Origin of the sequence: Robinsoniella peoriensis (assembly GCF_000797495.1) — a bacterium.
In the GTDB taxonomy this organism is placed as follows: Bacteria; Bacillota; Clostridia; order Lachnospirales; family Lachnospiraceae; genus Robinsoniella; species Robinsoniella peoriensis.
The window spans coordinates 53,121-76,236 of sequence record NZ_JTGN01000016.1 but is presented as its reverse complement, the minus strand read 5'-3'; the positions used below and the strand labels follow the sequence as shown (position 1 = coordinate 76,236).

The 23,116-nt window shown below is 42.5% G+C and carries 14 protein-coding genes; 5 read left to right on the top strand and 9 right to left on the bottom strand.

Annotated elements, in window-relative coordinates; translation table 11 throughout:
• Positions 1–71: 71 nt before the first annotated feature.
• Positions 72–1,442 carry an ABC transporter substrate-binding protein gene (locus tag QR40_RS24875; protein ID WP_044297255.1) on the bottom strand — a complete coding sequence of 457 codons (1,371 nt, stop codon included), beginning with the start codon at positions 1,440–1,442 and terminating at the stop codon, positions 72–74.
• A 464-nt stretch (positions 1,443–1,906) separates the two neighbouring features.
• Here QR40_RS24875 and QR40_RS24870 point away from each other — a divergent pair, with 464 nt between their 5' ends.
• The gene (locus tag QR40_RS24870; RefSeq protein ID WP_044297254.1) at positions 1,907–3,640 is read left to right on the top strand and encodes a sensor histidine kinase; all 1,734 of its coding nucleotides are present in this window, start codon (positions 1,907–1,909) and stop codon (positions 3,638–3,640) included.
• Position 3,641: 1 nt separating this feature from the next.
• Positions 3,642–5,165: a response regulator transcription factor gene (locus tag QR40_RS24865; RefSeq protein ID WP_044297252.1), complete on the top strand. Its 1,524-nt coding sequence runs from the start codon at positions 3,642–3,644 to the stop codon at positions 5,163–5,165.
• A gap of 252 nt (positions 5,166–5,417) precedes the next feature.
• Here QR40_RS24865 and QR40_RS24860 read toward each other — a convergent pair whose 3' ends face one another.
• From QR40_RS24860 to QR40_RS32710, 3 genes are all read right to left on the bottom strand, one after another.
• Positions 5,418–6,455: a uroporphyrinogen decarboxylase family protein gene (locus tag QR40_RS24860; protein WP_081999045.1), complete on the bottom strand. Its 1,038-nt coding sequence runs from the start codon at positions 6,453–6,455 to the stop codon at positions 5,418–5,420.
• Positions 6,452–7,585 carry a uroporphyrinogen decarboxylase family protein gene (locus QR40_RS24855; RefSeq protein WP_044297249.1) on the bottom strand — a complete coding sequence of 378 codons (1,134 nt, stop codon included), beginning with the start codon at positions 7,583–7,585 and terminating at the stop codon, positions 6,452–6,454. The genes QR40_RS24860 and QR40_RS24855 overlap by 4 nt, the downstream gene beginning before the upstream one ends.
• A 1,057-nt stretch (positions 7,586–8,642) precedes the next feature.
• Positions 8,643–8,765 (bottom strand): hypothetical protein, encoded by a 123-nt coding sequence (locus QR40_RS32710; RefSeq protein WP_255348098.1) that lies wholly within the window; start codon positions 8,763–8,765, stop codon positions 8,643–8,645.
• 163 nt (positions 8,766–8,928) lie between these two features.
• On the opposite strand from QR40_RS32710, the gene QR40_RS24850 reads away from it, so the two are divergent.
• Positions 8,929–9,927, top strand: a complete 999-nt coding sequence (locus QR40_RS24850) for a LacI family DNA-binding transcriptional regulator (protein ID WP_044297248.1) — start codon at positions 8,929–8,931, stop codon at positions 9,925–9,927.
• Positions 9,928–10,064: 137 nt separating this feature from the next.
• On the opposite strand, the gene QR40_RS24845 is transcribed toward QR40_RS24850, so the two are convergent.
• Positions 10,065–11,852 carry an extracellular solute-binding protein gene (locus QR40_RS24845; RefSeq protein WP_044297247.1) on the bottom strand — a complete coding sequence of 596 codons (1,788 nt, stop codon included), beginning with the start codon at positions 11,850–11,852 and terminating at the stop codon, positions 10,065–10,067.
• 124 nt (positions 11,853–11,976) lie between these two features.
• On the opposite strand from QR40_RS24845, the gene QR40_RS24840 reads away from it, so the two are divergent.
• Together QR40_RS24840 and QR40_RS32360 are read left to right on the top strand one after the other, a co-directional pair.
• Complete coding sequence (locus tag QR40_RS24840) at positions 11,977–13,785, top strand: sensor histidine kinase (RefSeq protein ID WP_044297246.1); 1,809 nt, start codon at positions 11,977–11,979, stop codon at positions 13,783–13,785.
• A gap of 322 nt (positions 13,786–14,107) precedes the next feature.
• Positions 14,108–14,194 carry a putative holin-like toxin gene (locus tag QR40_RS32360; RefSeq protein WP_255348127.1) on the top strand — a complete coding sequence of 29 codons (87 nt, stop codon included), beginning with the start codon at positions 14,108–14,110 and terminating at the stop codon, positions 14,192–14,194.
• Between the two features lie 133 nt (positions 14,195–14,327).
• Here QR40_RS32360 and QR40_RS24835 read toward each other — a convergent pair whose 3' ends face one another.
• The 4 genes from QR40_RS24835 to QR40_RS24820 form a co-directional block, all read right to left on the bottom strand.
• Positions 14,328–16,754, bottom strand: a complete 2,427-nt coding sequence (locus QR40_RS24835; protein ID WP_152614279.1) for a glycoside hydrolase family 31 protein — start codon at positions 16,752–16,754, stop codon at positions 14,328–14,330.
• A gap of 87 nt (positions 16,755–16,841) precedes the next feature.
• Positions 16,842–18,857, bottom strand: coding sequence for a beta-galactosidase (locus QR40_RS24830; RefSeq protein ID WP_044297245.1), 2,016 nt, complete (start codon positions 18,855–18,857; stop codon positions 16,842–16,844).
• A 156-nt stretch (positions 18,858–19,013) separates the two neighbouring features.
• Positions 19,014–20,360: an alpha-L-fucosidase gene (locus tag QR40_RS24825; RefSeq protein WP_044297244.1), complete on the bottom strand. Its 1,347-nt coding sequence runs from the start codon at positions 20,358–20,360 to the stop codon at positions 19,014–19,016.
• Between the two features lie 11 nt (positions 20,361–20,371).
• On the bottom strand, positions 20,372–23,089 hold the full coding sequence (locus QR40_RS24820; protein WP_044297242.1) for a hypothetical protein: 2,718 nt from the start codon (positions 23,087–23,089) through the stop codon (positions 20,372–20,374).
• Positions 23,090–23,116 lie beyond the last annotated feature (27 nt).

Sequence of the window (23,116 nt, the reverse complement as noted above, 5' to 3'; positions counted from 1 at the left end):
ACATTGCTAATATGTTTCAATAGAAAAGTCTGCATGTGTCTGCATTTATATTGCAGACACATGCTTACAAATTATTCTGCATAGTATTTTTGGTTAAATGCTTCCTGGGATTCTTTCAGTACTGCCCTCAGATCGCTGCTGGGATCCAGGCAGTAAGTTGCCCCCGCTACGGCTAACTCCTCCAGACCTTCCTGGTAATAAACGAAAGGATCCATGCTATGTGCATTGTTATTCAGGTTATCAATAAATTTCTTCTCCAGCCCTTCCTGATACATCTTGTCCTGCTGCGCCTCAATAGTAATTGGAAGTCCTCCCTCTGCCTTGGAATGTGCCAGCTGCTGTTCTTTCTGCGAGAACCATTTTATGAATTCCCAGGCCAGTTCCGGCTGTTTCGATTTACTTGGAATTCCCCATGCCCAGCCATTGGAGAAATGAGGCTGGGGCCCCCCTTCTGTCTTGGCTGGAACAGGAGCAAAATCAAATTTCCCTTCTTTTCCCAGATCAGAAGCTTCCAGTGTTGGTTTTGCATAAGATCCATCAAAGATCATTGCTATATTACCGGCTGCAAACTGCTGGGTAACATCATTATAATCACTGACTGACAAACAGGTCTCCGGCGTAATCTTATATTCATTTACGCAGTCAGACATAAACTTTATGGCATCTGCTGCAGCATCATTATCCCATGCCGCACTTCCGTCATCATTGGTAAGTTTTCCGTCTCCTGCCCAGGTCAAAGGACCTATCGCAGTTTCACCGGAAGCATAATGTTTTCCACCCCAGAATCCGAAGCCATAAATGCCTTCATGCTCTGACATAGCTTTTTGTCCTGCCGCTACAATTTCATCCCAGGTCTTAGGTGCTTCTTTTACATAATCCGTATTGTACCAGATTCCTCTGGTATGTACGGACTGCAGCATACAATAAACCTTGTTGTCTCCGCTGTAAGTGCCTGCTGCCCAGACAGCATTTGAAAAATCATCCCGGTTATAGCTTTGGTCAATCATATCATCCAGAGGCATCAGCGCACCGCTGTTTACCAGGGATGCCAGCTTTTGTGAACTGACTGCAACCAGATCACTGGGTGCCCCTGCCCGGTTAGTAATAACGATTTTGGATTCCAGCTGATCCCAGGGAACCACATTGAATTCAATCTTGATCCCCGTTTCTTCCGTAAACTGTTCATACAGTTTGATCACTACAGACTGCATTGGATCGTCTGTGTTTGCAGGATCAATATAGTTCATCATAGTCAGTACTTTTTCTTCCTGTCCGCCGGATGCTTCTTTCGTCTCATTATCGGAAGCTTCCTTTGTTTCTTCTTTTGTTTCTCCTTTAGTTTCCTGCGAACCGGAAGTTTCTTTTCCACCCCCGCATCCCGCTGCCATGGAACACACCATTGCCGAAACCAGTAACAAAGACATCAGTTTTTTCTTTTTCATACCATTCATCCTCTCTTTCACTTTTCATACATCTTGCAGGCTTACATTCGTTTGCAGTTCTATTTTATGCCTAACCCCATGAATACCACTGCTCTGCTTATGATATCCCAATCACAATTCACCTGTTGTTAAGGTATCTTTATTATATCGAACTGCATCCTGTTATGAAATAGAGAGACCAACGGTGTTGTTTACCAAATTCATCCATTTCTTTTATACCGGATTACAGATATAAATGATTTCCTTTGCCATGATTTATAAAAATCAACACACTTGTATAAATATCTAATGTCATTATTTCCCACGTCTTGTTTCCCGTCTTTTCTTATGCTATGATTTCCATAAAGTTACCCCCCCAACTGCAAGCGGAGATGTTTACTAACCTCGCCGCAGGCGACAAATGAGCCCGCAGGCGCATCCAATTGGGTCCTTGATCGCGGGAATAAAATGATAGGTGGCATAATATGCATAAGAAGACTTATTCCCTTATGAAGATTTTATTTACATCGGCATCCGGCATTATTATCTTAATTTTAGTTACGGTCAGCATTAGTATTACAACCTACTTTACCGACATCTTCCATCAGATGTCCACCACAAAATACGAGGAAGTTTTTGAACAGGCAAATGAACAGCTGTCTATGATTTTTTATGATGTGGCAACCCTCGGTTCTATTCTGGAAAATAACTCTGAGCTTACAGGAGCGGTAAATCTGGCTACCAGTCATCCAAACCAGTTTATCCGACTGCAAAATGAATCCAAAGTACAGCAGCTCCTTGCCACCTCATCCAATTATTACAAATACATTCGAAATATTTATCTTTATAAAAATGACAAAGTTTATTTTATTCATGACAGCTTCTCGCCGATCAATTATTCCGCAATTATGGAGCAGAACTGGTTCCAGGATGTGCAGGAAGGTAAAAAAGACCAGGTTATACTCACATATGATGAAAATTATTTTATCTATGCCCAGTCATTTTGCCGTACACTTATTTCAAAATCACCCGGTGTGATGCTAGTGCTTCTGGACGCTAATCTTCTTCAGAACTGCCTGAAAAATATCAACAGTAATAATGGTGTTATTATCTCGGCATTTGATGCGGAAAACAACCTGCTCTACATACAGAATACCAGCAAACAGGATCTGCTGGAAAACCACCTGACTAATTTAAATGCCTATAATACCGGCGCACATATCAAACTTAAAAATACTACTTATATATTAGCAAAACAAATTAATCCCTTCACCAACTGGACCCTGGTTTCCCTGACTCCGAAAGATGCGACCAAAAAAGACCTTTATCCCATTTATCATCAGATCGTGATGATCGTTTTGCTGGCTTTATTAATCAGTATGGTTTTGACGTTCTTCCTGAGCCGGGTAATTACCAGATCCTTTAAGCCCCTGATGCGTTCCATGGAGCGCAGCGCCAAAGGGGATTTTACATTTGACCCATGCACTTCCCAGGTGGCGGAAATTAATGTTTTAATTGAGGGTTATGACGATATGCTGCACAGAATCTCCAACCTGATCAGCCAGATAAAAAATATAGAAGAGGAAAAAAGAAAAACGGAACTTGAAATACTGCAGGCTCAGATCAACCCGCACTTTACCTACAATACCCTGAATTCCATCCGGTGGCTGGCACTTATGCAGGACTCCCCCCAGATTGCAGAGATGATATCTTCCTTTTCTACTTTGCTTCAGATTACCAGCAGCCATCCCAATGAATTTATTCTGGTGGAACAGGAACTGCAGGAAGTCACCTGCTATGTAGATATTATGAAGTTCCGGTATAACTCTGCCATCGATATACTCTTTGAGGTTCAGGAGAAAACAAAAAAATGCAAGACTTTAAAGCTTCTGATTCAGCCTTTGGTGGAAAACTGCTTTTATCATGCTTTTTCAGATGCATCCGATTATGGTAGAATTGTAATACGCGCTTATCTGTCAGAGGATGCACTGGTTTATGAAGTAGAAGATAATGGGGAGGGAATTTCTTTTGACGGCTGCCAACTGCCCCACTCTTCAGAAGACGGGGTACATAATATTGGTCTTACCAATATTAACAAACGCATCCAGATCTGGTTTGGTGAGAAATATGGGATTTCATTTCATTCCGAATTGCATATCGGAACAAAAGTAATCGTAACTCAGCCAATTCTAACAGAAACAGCCAAGGAGGTTGATTAATATGATTCCTGTAATGATCGTAGAAGATGAATTTCTGGTCCGGGTTGGACTGAAATCATTAATAGACTGGAATGCCTATGGATTTTATATTGCAGCAGATGCATCAAACGGCCAGGAAGGGCTGGCCTTATATGAAAAACACCATCCCTACCTGATCATTACTGACATTCGCATGTCCCCGGTAAGCGGACTGGAAATGATGAATGAAATCCGAAAACTGGATAGTGAAGTGAAATTTATCATCATATCTGCCTATAATGATTTTGAATATGCTCAGCAGGCAATCCGCTACGGCGTGGAACTGTATCTGTGTAAATCCACTTTTAAAAATGAGGACCTGACTGCGGCACTGCCGAAAATCAAAGCCTCTTACCCGGATTCCAGGCAGGCGGACCCATCTGATTCAGAACCTTCTATTCAGAATTTCTCAGAAGTTTTTACCGATGCTTCCGATATCCGCAGCCTGGAGAAATATCTGGAGCAGCACCATCTGTCCGACTGTCCAAAGATGGTCATTGCCGCACGCCATGACCGTCATACTAATAACAGCACCAACCAAAACTTATACCACAATATCATCCAGAATATTCTTAAACGTTGTCAGATATCATACCAGTTATACAGTAAAGATGATTTTATCCTCTGTCTTCTGGATGCCTCCGATACAGAAAAAATACGTACCATCGCACAGGAACTAAACAAAACACTGCTCAATTATACAAAACAGCCCTGCTATTTCGGAATTTCCTCTACATTTGCCAATCCTGCGCTGAAACTTTACCGGGCAGTAAATGAAGCCTGCCTCACCTGCAATGAATTTATTTTTGATAAATCCGTAAACATAAGGAATTTTTCCGGCAGCAGTTCATCGAACTGTTACAGCGGCCAGTGTGCCGGAAGTACTGCGAATCCTGCTAATATTGAAATAAACGTGGAACGATTAATGTCTTCTGTTTTTTCATTCCGCAAGCAGGATTCGGAAATGATTATCCGGGAAATAATATTTTCCTGTAAAAATTACAGATCCCTGGAAAAAAGTGTCTTCACGATTTTACTATCCTTTATTGAATACGATAACAGCAGCATGGTATCTGCCCTATTAGAGCGGGAATTGAAAAAAGATGATCTGGACAGGATTGCTACATCTTTGCTGGATTGGATTTATGCCCTTCCATTTAATACAATGGCAGTCAGTAACTCCAATGAATATGTGGAGACCGTGATATCCTATATAAAGTCACATCTGAGCGAGAATCTGTCAATTCAAAGCCTTGCCGATATGATCCACCTGTCTCCAAACTATCTTGGAAAAGTATTTTATCAGAAGACCGGGGCATTTCTGAACAACTATATTACCGGATGCCGTATGAACAAGGCATGTGAATTGCTTCGCGGCACCGACCTGCCGGTAAATACCATCGGAATCATGATCGGCATCAGCAATCCCCATTATTTTTCCAAGCTGTTCCGGGATACGGTAGGTTCTTCTCCCAGTAAATACCGGCTTACGCCGCCTGCTACGTAAGCGCATACACCAGAATCACATGTTTTAAACAGATCTGATTTATGAATTACAAATTTCTTACGGTCTCGAATAAAAAAGGAACGTGGAAATAAATGATGTTTTTCATCCTCATTTATTTACGGCGTTCCTCTGTTATTCGGTAAGGTATTCTTCCAGGAATAAGCTGTTTTCTATCTCCTTACAAATCGGTGTCATTTCATCCTTCTATCTTTAAATATCACCACGTTTTATAGCTATTTTTTTAAGATCTGTTCACATTTCTTTGCAGGCCTTCAGAAAATACTTTATTTTTTCATCGGAAACATTTTTATCAATTCCAACACAGGAAACTGAAATTAATCCACCATTTTCCTGTCCTGTTACCGCCAATTCCTGCACTTCCCGCGTAATTTCCTCTTCTGATGCTTCCAAAAGCCGCGCAGGACTATACCTGGCATTTAAAAACACCCGCGGAAACTTACTTCTTACCAAGGCTAAGTCTGAAAAAGCTCCAACTTCCGCAAAGTCCAGATTAGGAATCTTCCGGTATCCGTCCACCACATGTTCCATCGTCGCACCACAGTGATGCACACCAAAGCTGCCAAATGTTTCCGCCAATATCTGATCACAGGGTAAAAGAAATTTTTCGTATAAGTCATTGGAAATCATCTCCACCGAGCAATTGGATGTCAGATAAACCTTCGGCCGTACCTTTCTTACAATTGCCGTAACACCGCCGGAAATATCATCTGACAGCATCTTCAGACGTCTCCCCACTGAAATGGAAAGTTTTGTTATTTCATACAGAACATGCTCTGCTTCTTCCGGTGCCGTATAAAACACCACCATGGCTTCCTGCCCCATCAAATCCATGGAAATGTTTTGTACCCCCTGAAGATTGATATATGGCTCCACATAACCAAACTTACCCAGCAGGTAATCGATTTGCCTCTGTGTTCGCTTCCAGACTTCGCTTTTTTCAAGTTCGGGAGCAAAAATCTCACCTATCTCATCTTCATCCAAATCCCTGCAAATAATCTGCGGAGAATTATCTGCCTGGTATTTTACTTCACAGCCCATCAGTTCCGAATAAAGATATCCTGCGGCTAAAAGGTCAGTCCCAAGCAGAGGGCGCATCAATGGAGCCTTTTCACCCAGACCATACTCACCAAAATGATCGTAAAGTGCACGGCGCATTTTCATATCGCATTCCATTCGATACTGCGGTTCATCAAAAAAGTCCCTGGTAAAATCTATTCCTGCATGGGCATGCCACCAGGACGGATGAAAGGTTATATCATATTTCATCATTTCTCCTCCAAACTATGTAACTTTTCATATAGTTTCTTCTGTTCATCCGGTGTCTTACAGTAAGTTACACAGATAAGCTTCTGTTTTGGTTTCCACAACTTTTCAAAAACCGAGTATGCATGTTCTGCATCTCCAACAGCCCGGGCATTTAACACAATACCACTGCCTGAAAATCCTTCTGCAAAAATCTCCGGGCAATTTGGAGAAGGATCTGTCTCAATGGAAAAAGCACCGTCAGCCATGAAAATATTTTGATAGCGTTTCACCATTTCAATTTTCGACTCCCAAACTCCGCAGGAATGGTATACAACACCTCCAAATGCCGCTCCCAGCCTCTCATCCGAGCTTTTAAAAATGTCCTCATAATCCTCGTTCTGAACCATAATTGACATATCATTACTTAGTCCGATTCCTCTGAAAGCCCGGCTGGATGCGAATCCATGTCCCGGTCCTGCCAATGCACTGCCCAACAATTTTTTCTGCTCCATTAGAAAATCTAATAAAAGTCCTGTAACCAGTTCAGACACTTTTTTTACCTGTTCCGGTTCATCCACCACATCATAAAAAAGATTGGTCACAGGCAGCAGGTAGGTAAGCATATTAATGGGGGATTGAACATCGGTCAGGGAAACAGGCACTTTTCCTCTGGTTTTTTCTATGAAATATTCCGTCATCTCTAAAATATGCCTGCCAATCTCAGTCCTGGCTATCGGAACAAAATCACTGTTCAAAATATCTGCTGTTGATTCAAACTTAGGATCTACACTGGGCGCCTGCCCCGGTTTCCATACATATTCCCCCCCAAAACAGGAGGCAATATATCCAATTCCGTACCAGGGTTCCAGAAAGTTCGCAATGTCTGCCTCATAGTTCATGCTGAGTTTCAAAGCCCCCAGCTGCAGCGCCAAAGATTCTTTATGATCTTTGCATCTGTCATAGAAGACTCCGTCTGCCCGTACTCTGCGGTAAACTAAAAGCCCTTCTTCTTTTTGCAGAAAATTACGATTTTTTTCCAACTGTTTTTCCTCATAGTCTGCATATGCTTCCAGGTCAAACCTTTCCGGGCTCACCGGCTCCACTGCTGTTCCCTGTGAATCCCTCAGAGTAGTGTCAAATTTTCTATCCATCATTACCTTTCCTCCATATATAATCAATTTTTGCATTTTTCTTTTTTCTAAACTCTTATGCTAAACATATTCTGACTGCCGGAAACACCGCCCCGTCCAACATTGTAAGCGCTTACAAAGATCCTATATTCTTTTTTTCTATTTGTCAATGGAATGAGATTATGAATGTTGAATTTTTATAGTTTTCTTGAGATTTTATAAATGCGGGAGCATTTAAAAATGGTGAGGGTTAAACTTATGAAGTTACAAATTATATTGGGGTTTAGCTGAGGAAGGGGACGCTTTGTAGATGGAAGTAGTGCGTGAAAAGAGAAGGGGGCGGACCATGGCAGGCGTTTGGAAGGCTTAACGCAGAACTGGCATTTTCTAACCTTCCCAGAGCGCTTTTTGGCGGCACGCGGGCATTCGCTCCGAAATCCTGATGCATTTCGCAGCTCACTGCCCGCTTAGTATCCGATGGGAGCCAGTCGAATACTATCCGCCAAAAAACACTCCGGCAAGGTAAGTAAATGCTCAGATCTGCTATACGCCTTCCAAACGCCTGCCATGATCCGCCCCCTTCTCTTTCCGAGATCCAGGTTCTCGCCACAAAGCTGGTTTTCTCAGCTCGGTGGGACCCCGGGGTTGTGGCATGCTGAACGCTATTGGCATAGAACACTTAAAAACCAATAAACCAGCTGGATGTTATCACACTGAACTGTCTCTAAATTCTACTAAAGTATATTTGTGGTCATAGTATCTACATCCAGTTAAGTCTGTGATCAGGAAAACAAGTGAAATTTCGTGTTATCATCCCCCTTTCACACTGAACTGCCATAACACACTCTGCTGCATCCAAAAACAAACAGACCGTCACTACCCAGGGGTCTCCACCAGGCTGAGAAAACCAGCTTTGTATCAACGAATGCTATCTCGGAAAGATGGGTGTGGGAAACTGGCATGGGCGGAGGAAGCGTAGAGCAGAGCTGAGTATTTACTTACCTTTCCGGAGTGTTTTTTGGCGGATAGTATTCGACTGGCTCCCATCGGATACTAAGCGGGTACTGAACCGAGAAATGCATCAGGATTTCTCGGTGAATACCCGCGTGCCGCCAAAAAGCGCTTCGGAAAGGTTAGAAAATACCAGTTCTGCGGCCAGCTGACGGAGCCCATGCCAGTTTTCCACACCCATCTTTCCGTACACTACCTACATCTACAAAGCGTCCCCTTACTCAGCTAAACCCAAATTTATTAATTAAGCCCCCCCTAATAATATTGAATTCTAATTGCATTTTACCATACAAGGCCTTATAATAATCTATTAATAATATAAGACCTTACTCTACTAAAGAAAGGGCAGGTGCGTTATGAATATCTATGATATCTCAGAAAAGGCAGGCGTATCCATCGCCACTGTTTCCAGAGTCTTAAACGGAAGTGGAAATGTGAGTGATAAAACAAGGGACAAAGTATTGTCTGTCATACAGGAAACAGGATATACACCCAATATATTTGCAAGGGGACTGGGTTTAAATACAATGAATACCATTGGCATTTTATGTGCTGATTCTTCCGATAGCTTTTTGGCAAACGCCATTTACTTTCTGGAACGGGAACTGCGCAGACACGATTATGATTCCATCCTCTGCTGTACGGGCTATGATCTGGAAATAAAAGAAAAATATCTGAATCTGCTCCTGTCAAAGCGGGTAGATGCTATTATTCTGGCCGGTTCCAGTTATATAGAAAAGAATGCAAAGCAAAACAAATATCTTCTCAACGCAGCAAAAGCAGCACCACTGATCATTGTAAATGGCTACTTGCAGGGAGACAACATCTATTGTTCCCTCTGTGACGACAGCCAGGCGATTTACCAATTGACAACAAAACTTTTAGAAAGCGGACGAAAATCTCCCTGTTATTTATATCGCTCCCTCTCTTACAGCGGCCGTCAAAAATTGAACGGGTTTTTAAAAGCCTGTTTAGACTTTGGTATAGAAAACGCAAAAAATATCTGCTGTAACAGTGATATACTGTCTACCAGAGACTTTCTGTTATCAGACCGTTCATTTGAGATGCATGACGCTTTTATCACCTCTGATGATGATATGGCGATCGGCGTTTTAAAATACGAACAAAGTCTGGGGCGCAGAATCCCGGAAGATGTATGCATTACCGGCTATAATAATTCCAAGATGGGTATCTGTTGTGAACCGGAACTAACTACCCTGGATAACCGGCTAGAGTTTTCCTGTATCAACGCTGTCTCTATGTTAATGCAGGTTCTGTCAGGTAAGAAGGTTCCTTCTAAGGCGATCATCACTGGAGAAATTGTGGAACGGGGGACTACGAATATTCGGTTTTAGGCTTTTCCTATCATCTAAAGCAGGACAGTATATCCTGGGTTTAGAAAAATTTCAAATTAAAAATAGGATTGAAAAGGAAATAAACCACCCTTCAATCCTATTTAAAATTTCACATATATTTTTTCTATACTCTGTTTTTATTTATCTGTATTTTCAAACTCTGCCGCTTTTTTAAGTGCCTCTTTCCAAGCCTTCTTATAATACTTCTCCACATCATCCATTCCCAGATCCTTCGCTTTCTTCACCATATTCTGCCAAAGATCTTCAAATGTATTCTCGTCTTTTGCATAAACCAGGTCCCAGGAATCGCCGCGCACTACTTCTCCGATTTCCGCAATTTTATTCTCCATAACATCGGATACAGGAGGTATCATATTGACCGCTATGGTAGACTTTGCCACCATATCATTTTCATAAAGGTATTCCGCAAGGACGTCTTTCCCCAGCATCTCATTAACCTCTTTCTGCATTAATGTTTCATCCACATTCAGGCTGGAAGGCCAGTAACGGTAACTGATGGTATACCCGTCATCCATCAGAGTAGATGCCTGTAAACCCAATCCATTAAAATGATATACCCCGTTTTGGAAAGAGCCGCCGCCTTCAACCGGCATGAGATCTTCGCTTTTCTCATTAATCACATCCCAGCCCTTTTCCGTTACATAAGGCTCGCCATCCGATTTGCGTTCCCAGACGCCGCCCTTTGGACCATTATACAGATATTGTTCCACCTCCGGATCATAAAGCCAGTTTAAGAACTCACATGCTTTTTTTACATTTTTACAATTCTTACTTATGGCAAAATACCAGTTACGCCCGATTACCTGATCCGGGGCTTCATAAATTTTCATATCCGAGGCCAGAATATTAGCATAACCGTCTGGTCTCTCCCCATTATTTACATGTCCGGAGGAGACATTGTTATAGTTTCCCCAAAGCCAGGAGAACCAGGAAAACATGACTCTTCCTTCGCTGTACTTCTTCTCCAGGTTGCTGTAACTCTGTGTAGCAGAATCGGGATCCAGCAGCCCTCTCTGATTGGCCTCAAAATAGAACTTTAATGCACGCTTATAAAAGCTGTCCTCTTTTAATATAGAGTTTGTCTCCTTTGTTAAAATATTGGTTTCCATCAGTGTAGACACATATTCAGAATCAATCCCATAAAAGTAGGACAGAGATGCAATTTCCAGGGCTGAATATTTGTCCCAGTCAGAAAAAAGAGAAAATCCATAAACTTTCTCACCGGATTCAGTAACCGGCTTTATTTCCACCATTTTTTCTACAACATCCAGATAATCTTCCAGAGTATCTAGCTTTGGAGCTCCTGCCATCTTATAAGCATCCCATTGCAGAAGCGGCACCCAGTTATAAGCATTATAGGACACCGGCCCAATTGAAGTGGGCATGAAGAACAGTTTTCCAGTGCCATTACTGGTATTTTCCATGGTATAGGCAATAGCACTTTGATACTCCTCTGTTTTAAATATAGCCGGCAGCAGATTTTCATATTCTTCCAGGGGAAGCAATAAATCAGCATCCATGAGAAGCTGCGCCTCATCCAGATCTCGAAATCCAATGATATCGGGTAGATTCCCCGCTGCCATGTATTGCTTTAATTTCTGCTCTACCTCATTGCCGCTTGCATAGAAATCTACTTTGATGTTGGTGTCTTCATACAGCTTCTGGGCTCCCCAGCCTTCCCATATTCCATCATCCGAGGCTACTGATTGCTGAACAAATGCTGTCAGTATCGTCTCGGCACTATTATTTTCTGTTTTTCCCGCTCCAGACAAATCCTTCGATGTATTACATCCGCACAAAATCATCAGAGAAGCGCCGGTGATCAACACTCCTGTTATGACTTCGGTGATTTTCTTCCCGAGTATTTTCTTCCATTTTATTTTCTTGCACTTCATTTTTTTCATTTCCCTGATCCTCTTTAAATCCCTTACTTTCGCCTGTTTTCTTGCTTTTTATTCTATCGGCTGTTATAATCTCAGTATATCAGATTCGTCTGAATTTTCATAGAATAGATTTCAAGGAGCTATTATGCTGAAAAAAATCACAAGCGGTTATTATTCAAAAATGATGTTAATTTGTATTACCGCAGTCTGTACCATTACAGCTGTGCTTCTTTCTTTATGCAGTTTTTTAATACGGGATCAGGAGAAATCGGAATATTTGAAAAACTATGATATTGCAGTGAATACCCTCTCTTCCATTCTCGCAACCAAGCAAAACTCTTTTGCCAATACTCTTTCTCCTGTATTTTCCAGTACCTCCCGTTACCAGGCACTTTGCAGCCTCTACCAGAAAGATTATGACAATGATTATAATACATCCCAATCGGTAATCCGTATGCTGTCTGAGATCTGCCGATATGACCAGTTCTGCCGCGGTATTCTGCTGATTACGAATTCCGGAAAGCTTTATCAGTATAATGTCAGCTACGATACTCTGGTTCCATTGCAGTTTGACGGCACAGCGCCAGGTTTCACATCCTATGATCTGCAAATTGTTTCTGACTCCCAGATCGATGCGTTAAGCAGTAACTACTATAAACCGGCGGAACATGTCTATGGACTTAGCAGCACAATTTTTGATTACTCCAATAAAAATCTGGTCACATTAGGTCAGATGATAATATTGTACTCTACCGCTGAATTTACCAATGCGATCGCCGATGCACATCTGGATGAAAATGGCCTGTTTACAATTACTGATCTGAAGAAAAATATTGTTTATGCTTCCGACGGAGAATACGGGAATTCTTCAAAACTGCTTCTGACAAATGAACATCCTGACACAACAAATAGTGTCCAGCTTCCAATAGCAGAACATATGAAAAATAATACCAAATATTTCAGTTCCTCAATATTTAATGGAAAGTATGATTTTTATACCAATTACCAACTGCCGGCTTCTGCTGTTGCCGGAAGTTTTACCCTGGTCATCCTTGCTATTCTGGCACTTGTTATCTGTCTGGCATCCATTCTGCTCTACGTTATAACCATGAGGATATCCAATAAGAAAATCAAGACGATACAGGAAGGAATGAGCCGTGTAGGACAGAATAATCTGGATTATCGCCTGCCTCTGCCAAACAGTAACGATGAGTTTAAACAGATCACCGTAAGCTTCAATAAAATGTGCGATGAACTGCAGCGAAACGTGGAGAAAGCATATGTATATGAAATTTCCCAGAAAAAAGCGGAACTTTATGCAATGCAGACAAGTATCAACCCTCATTTTCTCTACAATGCACTGGAACAGATCCGCGTTCAGATCGTCAAAGGCCTTTATAACGATGCTTCCCAGATGCTGCTGCTGCTTTCGAAGATGTATCGAAATCAGACCCGCAGAAATCTCTACGTCTCCATCGGTGAAGAACTGAATCTCTGTGAGAACCTGATTAACCTGTATATGTACCGTTTTGGTAATTTCGAATATGAATTTATTATCGATAATTCACTGAAGATCTATGGTATTCCCAAGAATACCCTTCAGCCTCTGATCGAAAATTATTTTGTACATGGTCTGATTCTGGACCGGGATGACAATATGCTGACCATAACGGTCACCTCAGTTACAAGAGATTCAAAAGACATGTTAGAACTTGCTGTAGAAGATAACGGTTCATCCATAACACCGGAGGAACTGGAATTATTAAACGAAAAACTCAGCCAGCCGGTTATGAAACGCAACGAAGATAATGGTTTTGCACTTTCCAATGTCAACACCCGTTTGAAACTGGTATTTGGTGAAGGATCCTGTCTCATTCCCCAGGCCGGCAGTGACGGATGCGGATTCCGCATTGCATTTTATATACCACCGGTATTGCCGGAGGATATCAAATAGTATCCACGTTATGCAGTGGTATCAACCTGAACAGCGCAAAAGTCTGTCCGGAATGCAGTTTGCCGGAATGCTTAATAGTGGCGGAACAGGAATTGATTATTAAAGAAATATAGGTATTTCTACCGGATGAGCAAGAACCTTAAAGGAAACGATAAGTAATACAAAACTTCACTTATTGTGTTTATTATCATCCATATGAATTATTTATGCTATTTAAAATACTTTTTAATAGACAATATATTTGTATAATGTTATACTGTGATTATGGAATAACCGTTACAGGGTAGTTGACCTCCTACTTTAAAGGATAGGGGGTGGTGCTATGACTACATACCAGGTATTGACACTTATGTTATTATTTGGCGGGTTTTTATTGACACTCCTTGGCTATATAGACAAGCGAAAATAAAAAACTACCCTGTTCTCGCAAAACAGGGTAGTTTTTCTTATCAAATTAACTAGAGGAAAACTGCCTAACCCGAGCGGTTATTCCTTTTATACTCACATGATACCACCTGACGTAAAAAAAGTCAAATCAAACGTTATTCGTTTATCTCATGAAAATCTATACGCATACCTTTGCCTTCATAACATATATGTTTTACCAATACCATTCCATCCAACCGGAAAAATTTCACATCGAATTCCTGTGGATAAGAATAGTTACCCTCCACATCATTTAACATCACACATTTTTGCTTTTCTTCGTAGCGTATTGGAATTAAGGCATAATTTCCTTCTTCGTATTGATAATCCACACCATTATCAAGATAGTAGTCAAAGCTGCCATCCTGTCCTTCATAGACTTCTATCGTATCGGCCGTGCCATCCTTCATACATTTTTTACTCAGCGGTAGAATGGAACCTGCCTTGATAAATACAGGCTGCCAGTTTATGGGGGCTTCTACTTCCAAATTCTGTCCGCCGTTTAATACTTCTTTCGTCTTCTGATGGTACCAGCAGGCCCCTTCCGGAAGGTAGACTTTCCAGGTGGTTTTTCCATCCAGCTTTGAATTTTCCGGACCGTATTCCATCGCCCGGGTTACCGGGCAGACAAGATAAGAAGGACCATACATAAATTCTCCGGATATTTCCCGAACATTAATATCCTTATTGAAATCAAACATCAGGCTGCGCAATATGGTATAATCATCTGCTTCTACCTTGTGTGCCAAGGAATATGTATAAGGCAGCATTTCATAACGCAGCTTAATATAATCCACAATGGTATCGTAATATTCTGTCCCCGGCTCTCCAAAATACCATGGTTCCCGATAGGTATCTGTTCCATGTGAACGCATAACCGGAAGAAAGGTTCCAAACTGCAGCCACCTGGTATACAATTCACGATAACCAAAATCATCTGTTCCTTTTTCGAAAAGACCATGCCAGAACCATGGGGCTTCTCCTTCCTCCACGCCGCAGAAGCGTCTGAATCCTTGCGTAGAGCCTGCAAAGAATGCTCCGATATCCAAGGTCCAGTAAGGAATCCCTGACATACACATGCTTAATCCTTCTGCAATCTGATTGCGGAAAACTTCCCAGGTCGCCATGATGTCTCCTGACCATAGAATTGTGCCGTACTGCTGTATTGAAAGGGAACCGGAGCGAGTCAGGTTTGCAACCCGCTTTTTATTGTCTGACGCTCTTTGATGCTCGTAGATTCCTTTCGCGTGTACAAGTGCATAATTATTTGCTTTTCTTGCATCAAAATATCTTGTCAGATTCTCCCTTGCAAGCTCATAACGCTCCTCCTCGGATCTCTTTTCCAAACCGTTCCAGTCAGGAGTGAAGGGTTCTGTGGAATCACACCACCAGGCATCTGCTCCGCTTTTGAATAATTCTCTCTCACACTGCTTCCAGTACAGATCTCTTGCTTCAGGATCAAATGCATCATAAGTAGATAGGTTTGCCAATAACTTGCCCGCATCCATCATTTCCTGATTGTTATCACATCCTTTATTCATATTTGGCCATATGGAAATCATAAAGGCGGTATCTTTTTCATGAAGTTTATCCGTCATTTCCTTTAAATTCGGGAAGCGCTCTTTATCAACGAATTTATTCCCCCACTGCCCTTCTGCCCAGGATTTCCAGTCTAATACCATACAGGACACCGGAATGTCACGTTTTTCAAATTCCTCCCGGGTAGCCAATATATCTTCCTGGGTAATATAGCGCTCCCGGGACTGTATATAACCAAATGCCCAGCGCGGAAGCATCACTGCTGTTCCTGTTAGTTCCCGGATACCTGCAATCAGAGCATCAAAACCATCTCCGGTAATTACGTAATAAGACATCTGGTCTACCGCATCAAAATTCAGGGTAATCATATTATCTGCCTCTTCATAAGCCATAAGACAGTCAGCATCCAAAAGTATAGCATATCCCTTTGAGGACAGGAAAACAGGCATGGGGATCTGCATATTGTTCTGATAAAGATATTCTTTAACCCCGCGGTAATTATAAGTTCCCTGCTCCTGCTGACCCAATCCGTAGATTGCTTCATCTTCGTCTATTGTAAATTTAAGAGTTCCTGAAAATGCATCACCTGTCTTAATACTGGCTGCATTCTCAATAAAAGAACGCTCCCCGTCAATCGTCTTCTTTGTAACAATCTTTGCTTTTTTTCCTTCAATCACATACTGGAAAATCTCACGGTTCTGGAATTCAAAGCTTTTCTGTGCAATGAGCGGAACTCCCCTGCGGGTAAATGCCACATCCTCATTTGTATCCTGATCCAGTACCAATGTTTCATATTCTTTCTTGCTCACAATTGCCATTCCCGGCTCTCTTAACTTTCCATCCGGCGTCAGCACGACCCTGGTAATATGGCTAACTTCTCTGTTCATACTTATACCCATTGCATATTGCGGACTTGTGTTCATACTTATACCCATTGCATATTGCGGACTTGTGTTTATACTTATGCCCATTGCATATTGGGGACTTGTCTGCAATACTGCCACAATTAAAACAGGTTGAAAGAATCCATGCGTGGCTGCCTTTCTTATTCTTATTTTTCTTTCAACTTATCAATAGTGCAAGCTGCATCATTACAGCCTTTTTAAAAGTGCAAATCCATTCCTCTCCAAATGCACTTCTTTTTGACACGTACAATTTTTCAGAACATCTTCCATAGGCTTCTCTAATACCAGGCTGGTATCCTTAGCCGTAAAGTTGATCACATAATAATAATCAGCTCCATCCAGTTGTCTATGAATTACTTCCACTTTTTTCTGCGGGCATATAGGATTCTTTTCAATTCCGGCTTTTTCGCAGAAATAGGTAAATAAATGCATCATGGATTCATCGTCCACATCTGTTCCAAGATAACATGCCGTACCCTTACCATATGTATGTTCACTGATTGCCATAGCACCCGTTTTATAATCTTCCATATATATTCCGATTGCCCTCGCATCGCCTTTCAGTAAATCACTCCACATACCATCCAGACTCTCCTGCACAGTATCACCCAGATTTAACCTGAGCTTTGTTCTGTTGGATGCAAACACCGGCTCCACTTCTTCAACGTTCACACCAAAGACATCATTCAATCCTGCCGGAAGTGAGTCCGTATATCCAACATTGTCTTCATTCTTGGCTGAAGTCAAGAAGGTAGCTATCAATATTCCGCCGTTTTTTACAAAATTGCGCAGCTTCTCCTGGAATTTTCGGTCTGCTATAAACGCAGTAGGCACCACTAGGAATTTATATCTGGAAAAATCTGCTGCAAACCCAATTACATCGGCATTATATCCCGCATCTTCCAATAAATTGTACATTCTGCCGGCATAATCCAGATAATTGAAATCCGGATCATTCACAGGTTTTATGCGAAGTGACCAGTGCACATCATAATCTACGCAGACCGCGATCTCATTTACAAACTCTGCATTCCCGTAAGCTTTTAACTGCTGCAGAACCCTTGCTGTTTCCTGCATTTCATAATATCTTCTTCTTGGTACTCCATCCATGTCCACGATAGCATAATTCAGCTGCTCTGCTCCAAATGGGAAGGTACGGAATTGGAAATGTAACATCATATCCGCACCATGGGCATAAGACTGGATTACTGCCTGCTTCAGTGCACCCGGATTCGGCTGGACTCTACCGGATCCTCCAAAACGGTGTCCGCCGCCCGACATAAATTCCATTACCCAGAATGCCTTCCCATCCTTAACCCCTCTTGCAAATGCATAAGGAAAGGAATCCACGGCGGCATCCCGAAGTCCGGGATAAAAATCAAATCCGTATACATCCAGGTTCTTCGTACTCTTATAATAGTCAATGCTGTTGGTAGCAAGACCGGTACCATTCGTGGTAACCGGATAATCACTGTACCTATGGAGAATATCCGCCTGAAGATTCTGATACTCTATCTGTGAGTCGCTGGCAAACCGTTCGAATTCCAGGCGCAGAGTAGGATTTTCAAAGTACACCGGCAGGGTCTGCTCTGCACTTACTTCAATTGTATTTACCGGTGGCTTTATCTGATCAAAATTCTCATAATCCTGTCCCCAGAAAATATTTCCGCTTCGCCTGTTGTATTCTTCAATCGTTTTATATTTTACTTTCAGATAATCTGAAAATTTACTTTTACATACCGGACAATGACAGCGTCCGGATGCTTCCTGCGCTGGTTCATTGTCGATCTGAAATCCGGAAACATATGGATTTTTCCCAAAACGTCTGCCGATTTCCTCTGTGATTTTCACGGAATACTCCCGATAGACCGGATTATTGTAACAATAGAATCTCCGTCCACCAAAAGGCCTGACTTCCCCTCTGTTATCCACATAGAGAACCTCAGGATGTGCATAAACCAGCCATGCCGGCGGGCATGCAGTCGGTGTGCAGATAATACTGCTGATCCCTGCTTCACCTAATTCCATGACTACTTCTTCCAGCCAGTCAAACTGATATTCTCCCGGTTCCGGCTCCATTTTACACCATGCAAATTCACCCATACGAACCGTGTTAATACCGGATTCCTTTAATAGTTTCAGGTCATGCTGTAATTCTTCCTTTGTTTTATGTTCAGGATAATACGCTACACCATACTGCATTTTCTATTCCTCCTACTCTGTTCTCCATAAATAGCACCAGCCGGCTTGTAAAAGCGGTTTTTCTTTCACACTTTCCCCGTGAATCGCGCAAGCTGGCTTGTGCGATTCCTAATATGTAGTGTGAACAAAGTTCGCACTGTGAAAGTGGGTTTCCTTTCACACTTTTCCTGTAAAATAGATTTCTGCCGCCTCGGCCTCTTTCACTTCTTCTTTTAAAGTAAGTACTACAATGGTATCAACTTCCGGTTCCCGGATACTGCTTAGATCAATCCGTACCCCCACATCATCCTGTACAAATGGAAGTGCATCTCCATGAAGAAGTGCTGCATTTTCAACATGATACTCCTGTAATGGAACCTGTTCCCTGGCAAATGCTTTTGTATCCAGCACATGCAGATAGATTTTATTTGCTTTGCTGGTAGTTCCATATACGTTATCTACCGGTTCAACAGGGCCCCCTCTGGTTCCATAGACTGCTTCGCCGTTTATCTTTAACCATGCTCCGATTTCCCGCATTCTGGTTTTCACCTCTTCTGAGAGCTTCCCATTTTTATCCGGTCCTACGTTCAGAAGCAGATTCCCATCCCTGCAGATTACATCTACCAGCATTTTTATCAGCCAGTCAAAATCGGATACCGGATCTTCTGCCATCCATCCCCAGGAACTGCCGCTGCAGACACACATATTTTTCTCCCAGGGTACCGGAAGAATTTTACCGCTGATCTCGTGGGAACCCTCATCGCAATAAAAGTCTCCTTCATATCCGGAACGTGGATTTAATAAAGTTTTTGGATTATATTTACGAACCACTTTATTTAAATTTACCGGCTCCCAGAACCATGCACTGGAGGTGTCACTGCCTTTGTGGGCAAGCCATCCGCCATCGTACCACATAATATCAATGGGACCGTATTTGCTGCAAAGTTCCTCCACTTGTCCGTAACACTGGTCTTTCATCAGTTTTGCATTATCCGGCAATCCTTCCGGGTCAAAATATCCCGGAAATCTCCAGTCCATTGGCGAATAATACAGTCCTACACGAAGGCCCGCTTCTCTTGCCGCATCCGTATATTCTTTTACAAAATCTCTTTTCGATCCTGTATTGTAACTGGTAAATCCCTCAAAGCTTGCAGGACTGTCCCAGAGCGCAAAACCATCATGGTGCCTGGTAACCATTACCATATACTTTGCCCCGAAATCTTTTGCCAGATCTGTCCATTCCGTCATAGAAAAATTCTCCGGGTTGAATTCCTGCGCCAGTCCCTCATATTCTTCTTTTGGAATCTGTTCATTAAATCTTGCCCACTCCCCTCTTCCAAGTATGGAATAAAGGCCCCAGTGAACGAACATCCCTACTTTTGCATCTCTCCACCATTGTAAATCCTCCGGCGGTAATTTCAGTTCCGGGCATTTTACCCCCCCTAAACTTTTTAAATTTATACTGCTTTTCAGCATAGAGCGCAATTCTGCGCCCGTCATCTCTCTTGGTGTTTTTGAACCCATTTTTATTCCTCCTATTCTTCGTATAACCAGTCCAGGGTATCCAGTCCCTCACCGCCCAGGTTGGCATTTCTGGGTTTTAATACCGTATCAGCAGCTACGACACCGGCGATCATGAATGCTCCGGTTCCAAAATAAATTTCATGAACTCCTTTTTCATACCGGTAAGCATGAATGTTAATTGGCGGGCAAGCCTCTGCCTTAATGGCATTTGCATAGACTACCGTCAGCCCTCCCCGGTCATCTGCGTGGGTGTTAGTTTCAAGATCCGGCAGCTGCAGCCACTCTACCCCCTTGGCATTCATATATCCAATCAGTACATAAGAATCCTGTGGCAGATCCAGTTTTACGGTTACCCCTTCTTCAATCGCTGCTCCCAGTCCCATACGTACTGCATGCAGTTTTTCAAGTTCCGGCGCCAGGTTGATTACTTTGCAGGAGCAATCGGAAAATACACTGTCACCTTTTTTCAGATCATAAGTTTCACAGCTCTGATCTCCCAGCAAAGTAAACGGCACAGGTATCAGTGCATCCGCTTTCACTTCCTCTGCATGATCAGTTGGCAGAATTCCCTGCTTTAATTCTGCAAGGTGTTTCTTAAAGTTCTCATATTCCTTTTCGTACTCTGCGAGGCAGGCTGACCAGTGTCCGAAGGTTTCTCCATTAGGAAAAGGTATTTTTCTCTGTGGAGTCTGCATACTGTTGGCATAGAGGTAAGTACTTTCTGTAAGTTTTGCAAGATTTCGAAATTCATGAAGAGAGTCTTGCATTAATGCCGCTGCATTTTCTAACAATGCCACATCGCCTTTGCACTTTTTATCCATCGTATATTTATATTTCAGGATCTCCATGGCACCCTCTAGCTTTTTACAGTAGGAAATACTCATTTCGTAAACAGCTGCCGCATCGGTATACAGGCGGTTCAGCTCTTCATTTCCTTCTCCTTCTTCTTTCATAACCTCTTCCATAAGCCGTAATGCCTTTGTCGCATGAGCGCTGACTTCTGAAATCATATCATACGGCGTCTCTCCAATATGTGCCTCACCAGCCAGTTCTTTTTGAATATAATCATCCGGCTGTTCCCCTTTTCGGGCTACGGAATTCCAAAGTTCCTTATTTGGGCGGTAGCGGTTAACATTGGTAAACTGGCTCATGGTCATTCCAAGACTCATAGTCTGCCTGTTTCCTTCTGTAATACCTATTCTTCCCAGAATTTTCGGCGCACACTGCCCCGCATTTTCCTGAGAAATTAATAACTTTCTTGCTGATTCCGCAGAAATCCGGTAGTGCTTTGCAAATACATTTACCCAGTGTTCCATTTCTGTATTTTCTTCACGGTTTGGATTCCATGCATAGCGGAACCATGCGGCATACCAGATATAATCCCTGTCCATCTGCAATAATCTGGGTGACACCTTATCCGGTGTATATGGCCAATCCCAGTAGAACAATGGATACAGATGCAGTCCATTACAGCCAAACCGGTGCTGTCCAGCCTGCACACACTTCTGAATGTACAACGGGGCGTTAAATTGGAAGGGCTCCAGATCTGCCAGAATATGTATATTCATTATATGTGTGGTGCCCAATCCGCTTAGCGACTGGTGAATGTCCTGCCATTTTCCCTTAGGATAATAAGTAGTCAGACTTTCTCCATTATATTTCCACATGGTGTAAAGGTTGGAGTACTTTTTCTTCGCCTCTTCCATGGCTCCAACAGGGTCACAGTCATGACCGCGCAGAATAACCGGAGGCTCTTCTGACAGTCCTGCTTCTGCTGCTCCTTCTTTTACTGCGGGTATGATGGTATCGATAAACCAGTCTGTCTTGTTCTGCGTTCCGCGGAGTGCTTCTCCCAGGCATACCATAAGACCAATATGAGGAAAGGATTTGATGAATTCCTTAATTGTTTTTCCTGTGTAGTCTGCTACCAGTGGTGTAATCTTACTTTGCAGCAGTTCCAATCCATGCTTCCTGGCAAATGGGAGAGGGATATGTATATTGTAGAATTTTAATACTACCCAGATACCTCTGCGGTCACATTCCCTGGTAAGCCAACCGAATACTTCACGGTTTAACTCAAATTCTTCTTCCGTTACCTCCAGGGCTTCGGGATAGTCTGCCACTTTCACCAGGGATGAAAAGGGGTGTCCGCTCCAGATATAGAGCACGTTGCAACGCATGGATAACAGCATATCCAGAAACTTTGTCCACATCTCTTTATCGTAAAACCACGGGAACCGCTCCGGGGTAATTGGATATTCATAGGTAAGCCTTGGAGGTTCGATCTTTGTCTTTTGCAGACCGACTGCAGGTCCCCTCAGTTTAAATACAGGTGCGTCTCCAAAGGTTATTTCAGCCGGAAATTCTCTGTCTCTTTCAATTCTCTCTTTTAACTCCATACAGCCGTATAAGGCTCCGGTGTCTGTTCCTCCACAGATGACCGTTAACTCTGCAGAACAGGTTTCAATATAAAAGCCTTCCCCCTCCGGCTGGCGGGTATGGAAAATTAATAGTTCGTTTTCCACCATCCACTGTAAGAATGTGTCTTCGCATAATACAGAAATATAAACCTTTTTCCCTTCTATATTCCGATACTCTGCAGGTGACTGGGGGAGCGGGGCGTAAATCACTTCATACCCGGCACTGGTCATTGCCTGATCAAGCTGCAGTAATCCAAAATTGATTCTTTCATTTTTTGTGCTGTTTTGTAATATTGTAATTCTTTCCATTTGTTCCTCCATATTCTTAGAGCGTTT

Excerpts from the sequence above, each read along its gene's own strand:
- QR40_RS24840 (WP_044297246.1), top strand. The coding sequence starts at position 11,977 with ATGCTGAAAAAAATCACAAGCGGTTATTATTCAAAAATGATGTTAATT.
- QR40_RS24820 (WP_044297242.1), bottom strand. The coding sequence starts at position 23,089 with ATGGAAAGAATTACAATATTACAAAACAGCACAAAAAATGAAAGAATC.
- QR40_RS24825 (WP_044297244.1), bottom strand. The coding sequence starts at position 20,360 with ATGGGTTCAAAAACACCAAGAGAGATGACGGGCGCAGAATTGCGCTCT.
- QR40_RS24830 (WP_044297245.1), bottom strand. The coding sequence starts at position 18,857 with ATGCAGTATGGTGTAGCGTATTATCCTGAACATAAAACAAAGGAAGAA.
- QR40_RS24850 (WP_044297248.1), top strand. The coding sequence starts at position 8,929 with ATGAATATCTATGATATCTCAGAAAAGGCAGGCGTATCCATCGCCACT.
- QR40_RS24860 (WP_081999045.1), bottom strand. The coding sequence starts at position 6,455 with ATGATGAAATATGATATAACCTTTCATCCGTCCTGGTGGCATGCCCAT.
- QR40_RS24875 (WP_044297255.1), bottom strand. The coding sequence starts at position 1,442 with ATGAAAAAGAAAAAACTGATGTCTTTGTTACTGGTTTCGGCAATGGTG.
- QR40_RS24845 (WP_044297247.1), bottom strand. The coding sequence starts at position 11,852 with ATGAAAAAAATGAAGTGCAAGAAAATAAAATGGAAGAAAATACTCGGG.
- QR40_RS24865 (WP_044297252.1), top strand. The coding sequence starts at position 3,642 with ATGATTCCTGTAATGATCGTAGAAGATGAATTTCTGGTCCGGGTTGGA.
- QR40_RS24855 (WP_044297249.1), bottom strand. The coding sequence starts at position 7,585 with ATGATGGATAGAAAATTTGACACTACTCTGAGGGATTCACAGGGAACA.
- QR40_RS24870 (WP_044297254.1), top strand. The coding sequence starts at position 1,907 with ATGCATAAGAAGACTTATTCCCTTATGAAGATTTTATTTACATCGGCA.
- QR40_RS32360 (WP_255348127.1), top strand. The coding sequence starts at position 14,108 with ATGACTACATACCAGGTATTGACACTTATGTTATTATTTGGCGGGTTT.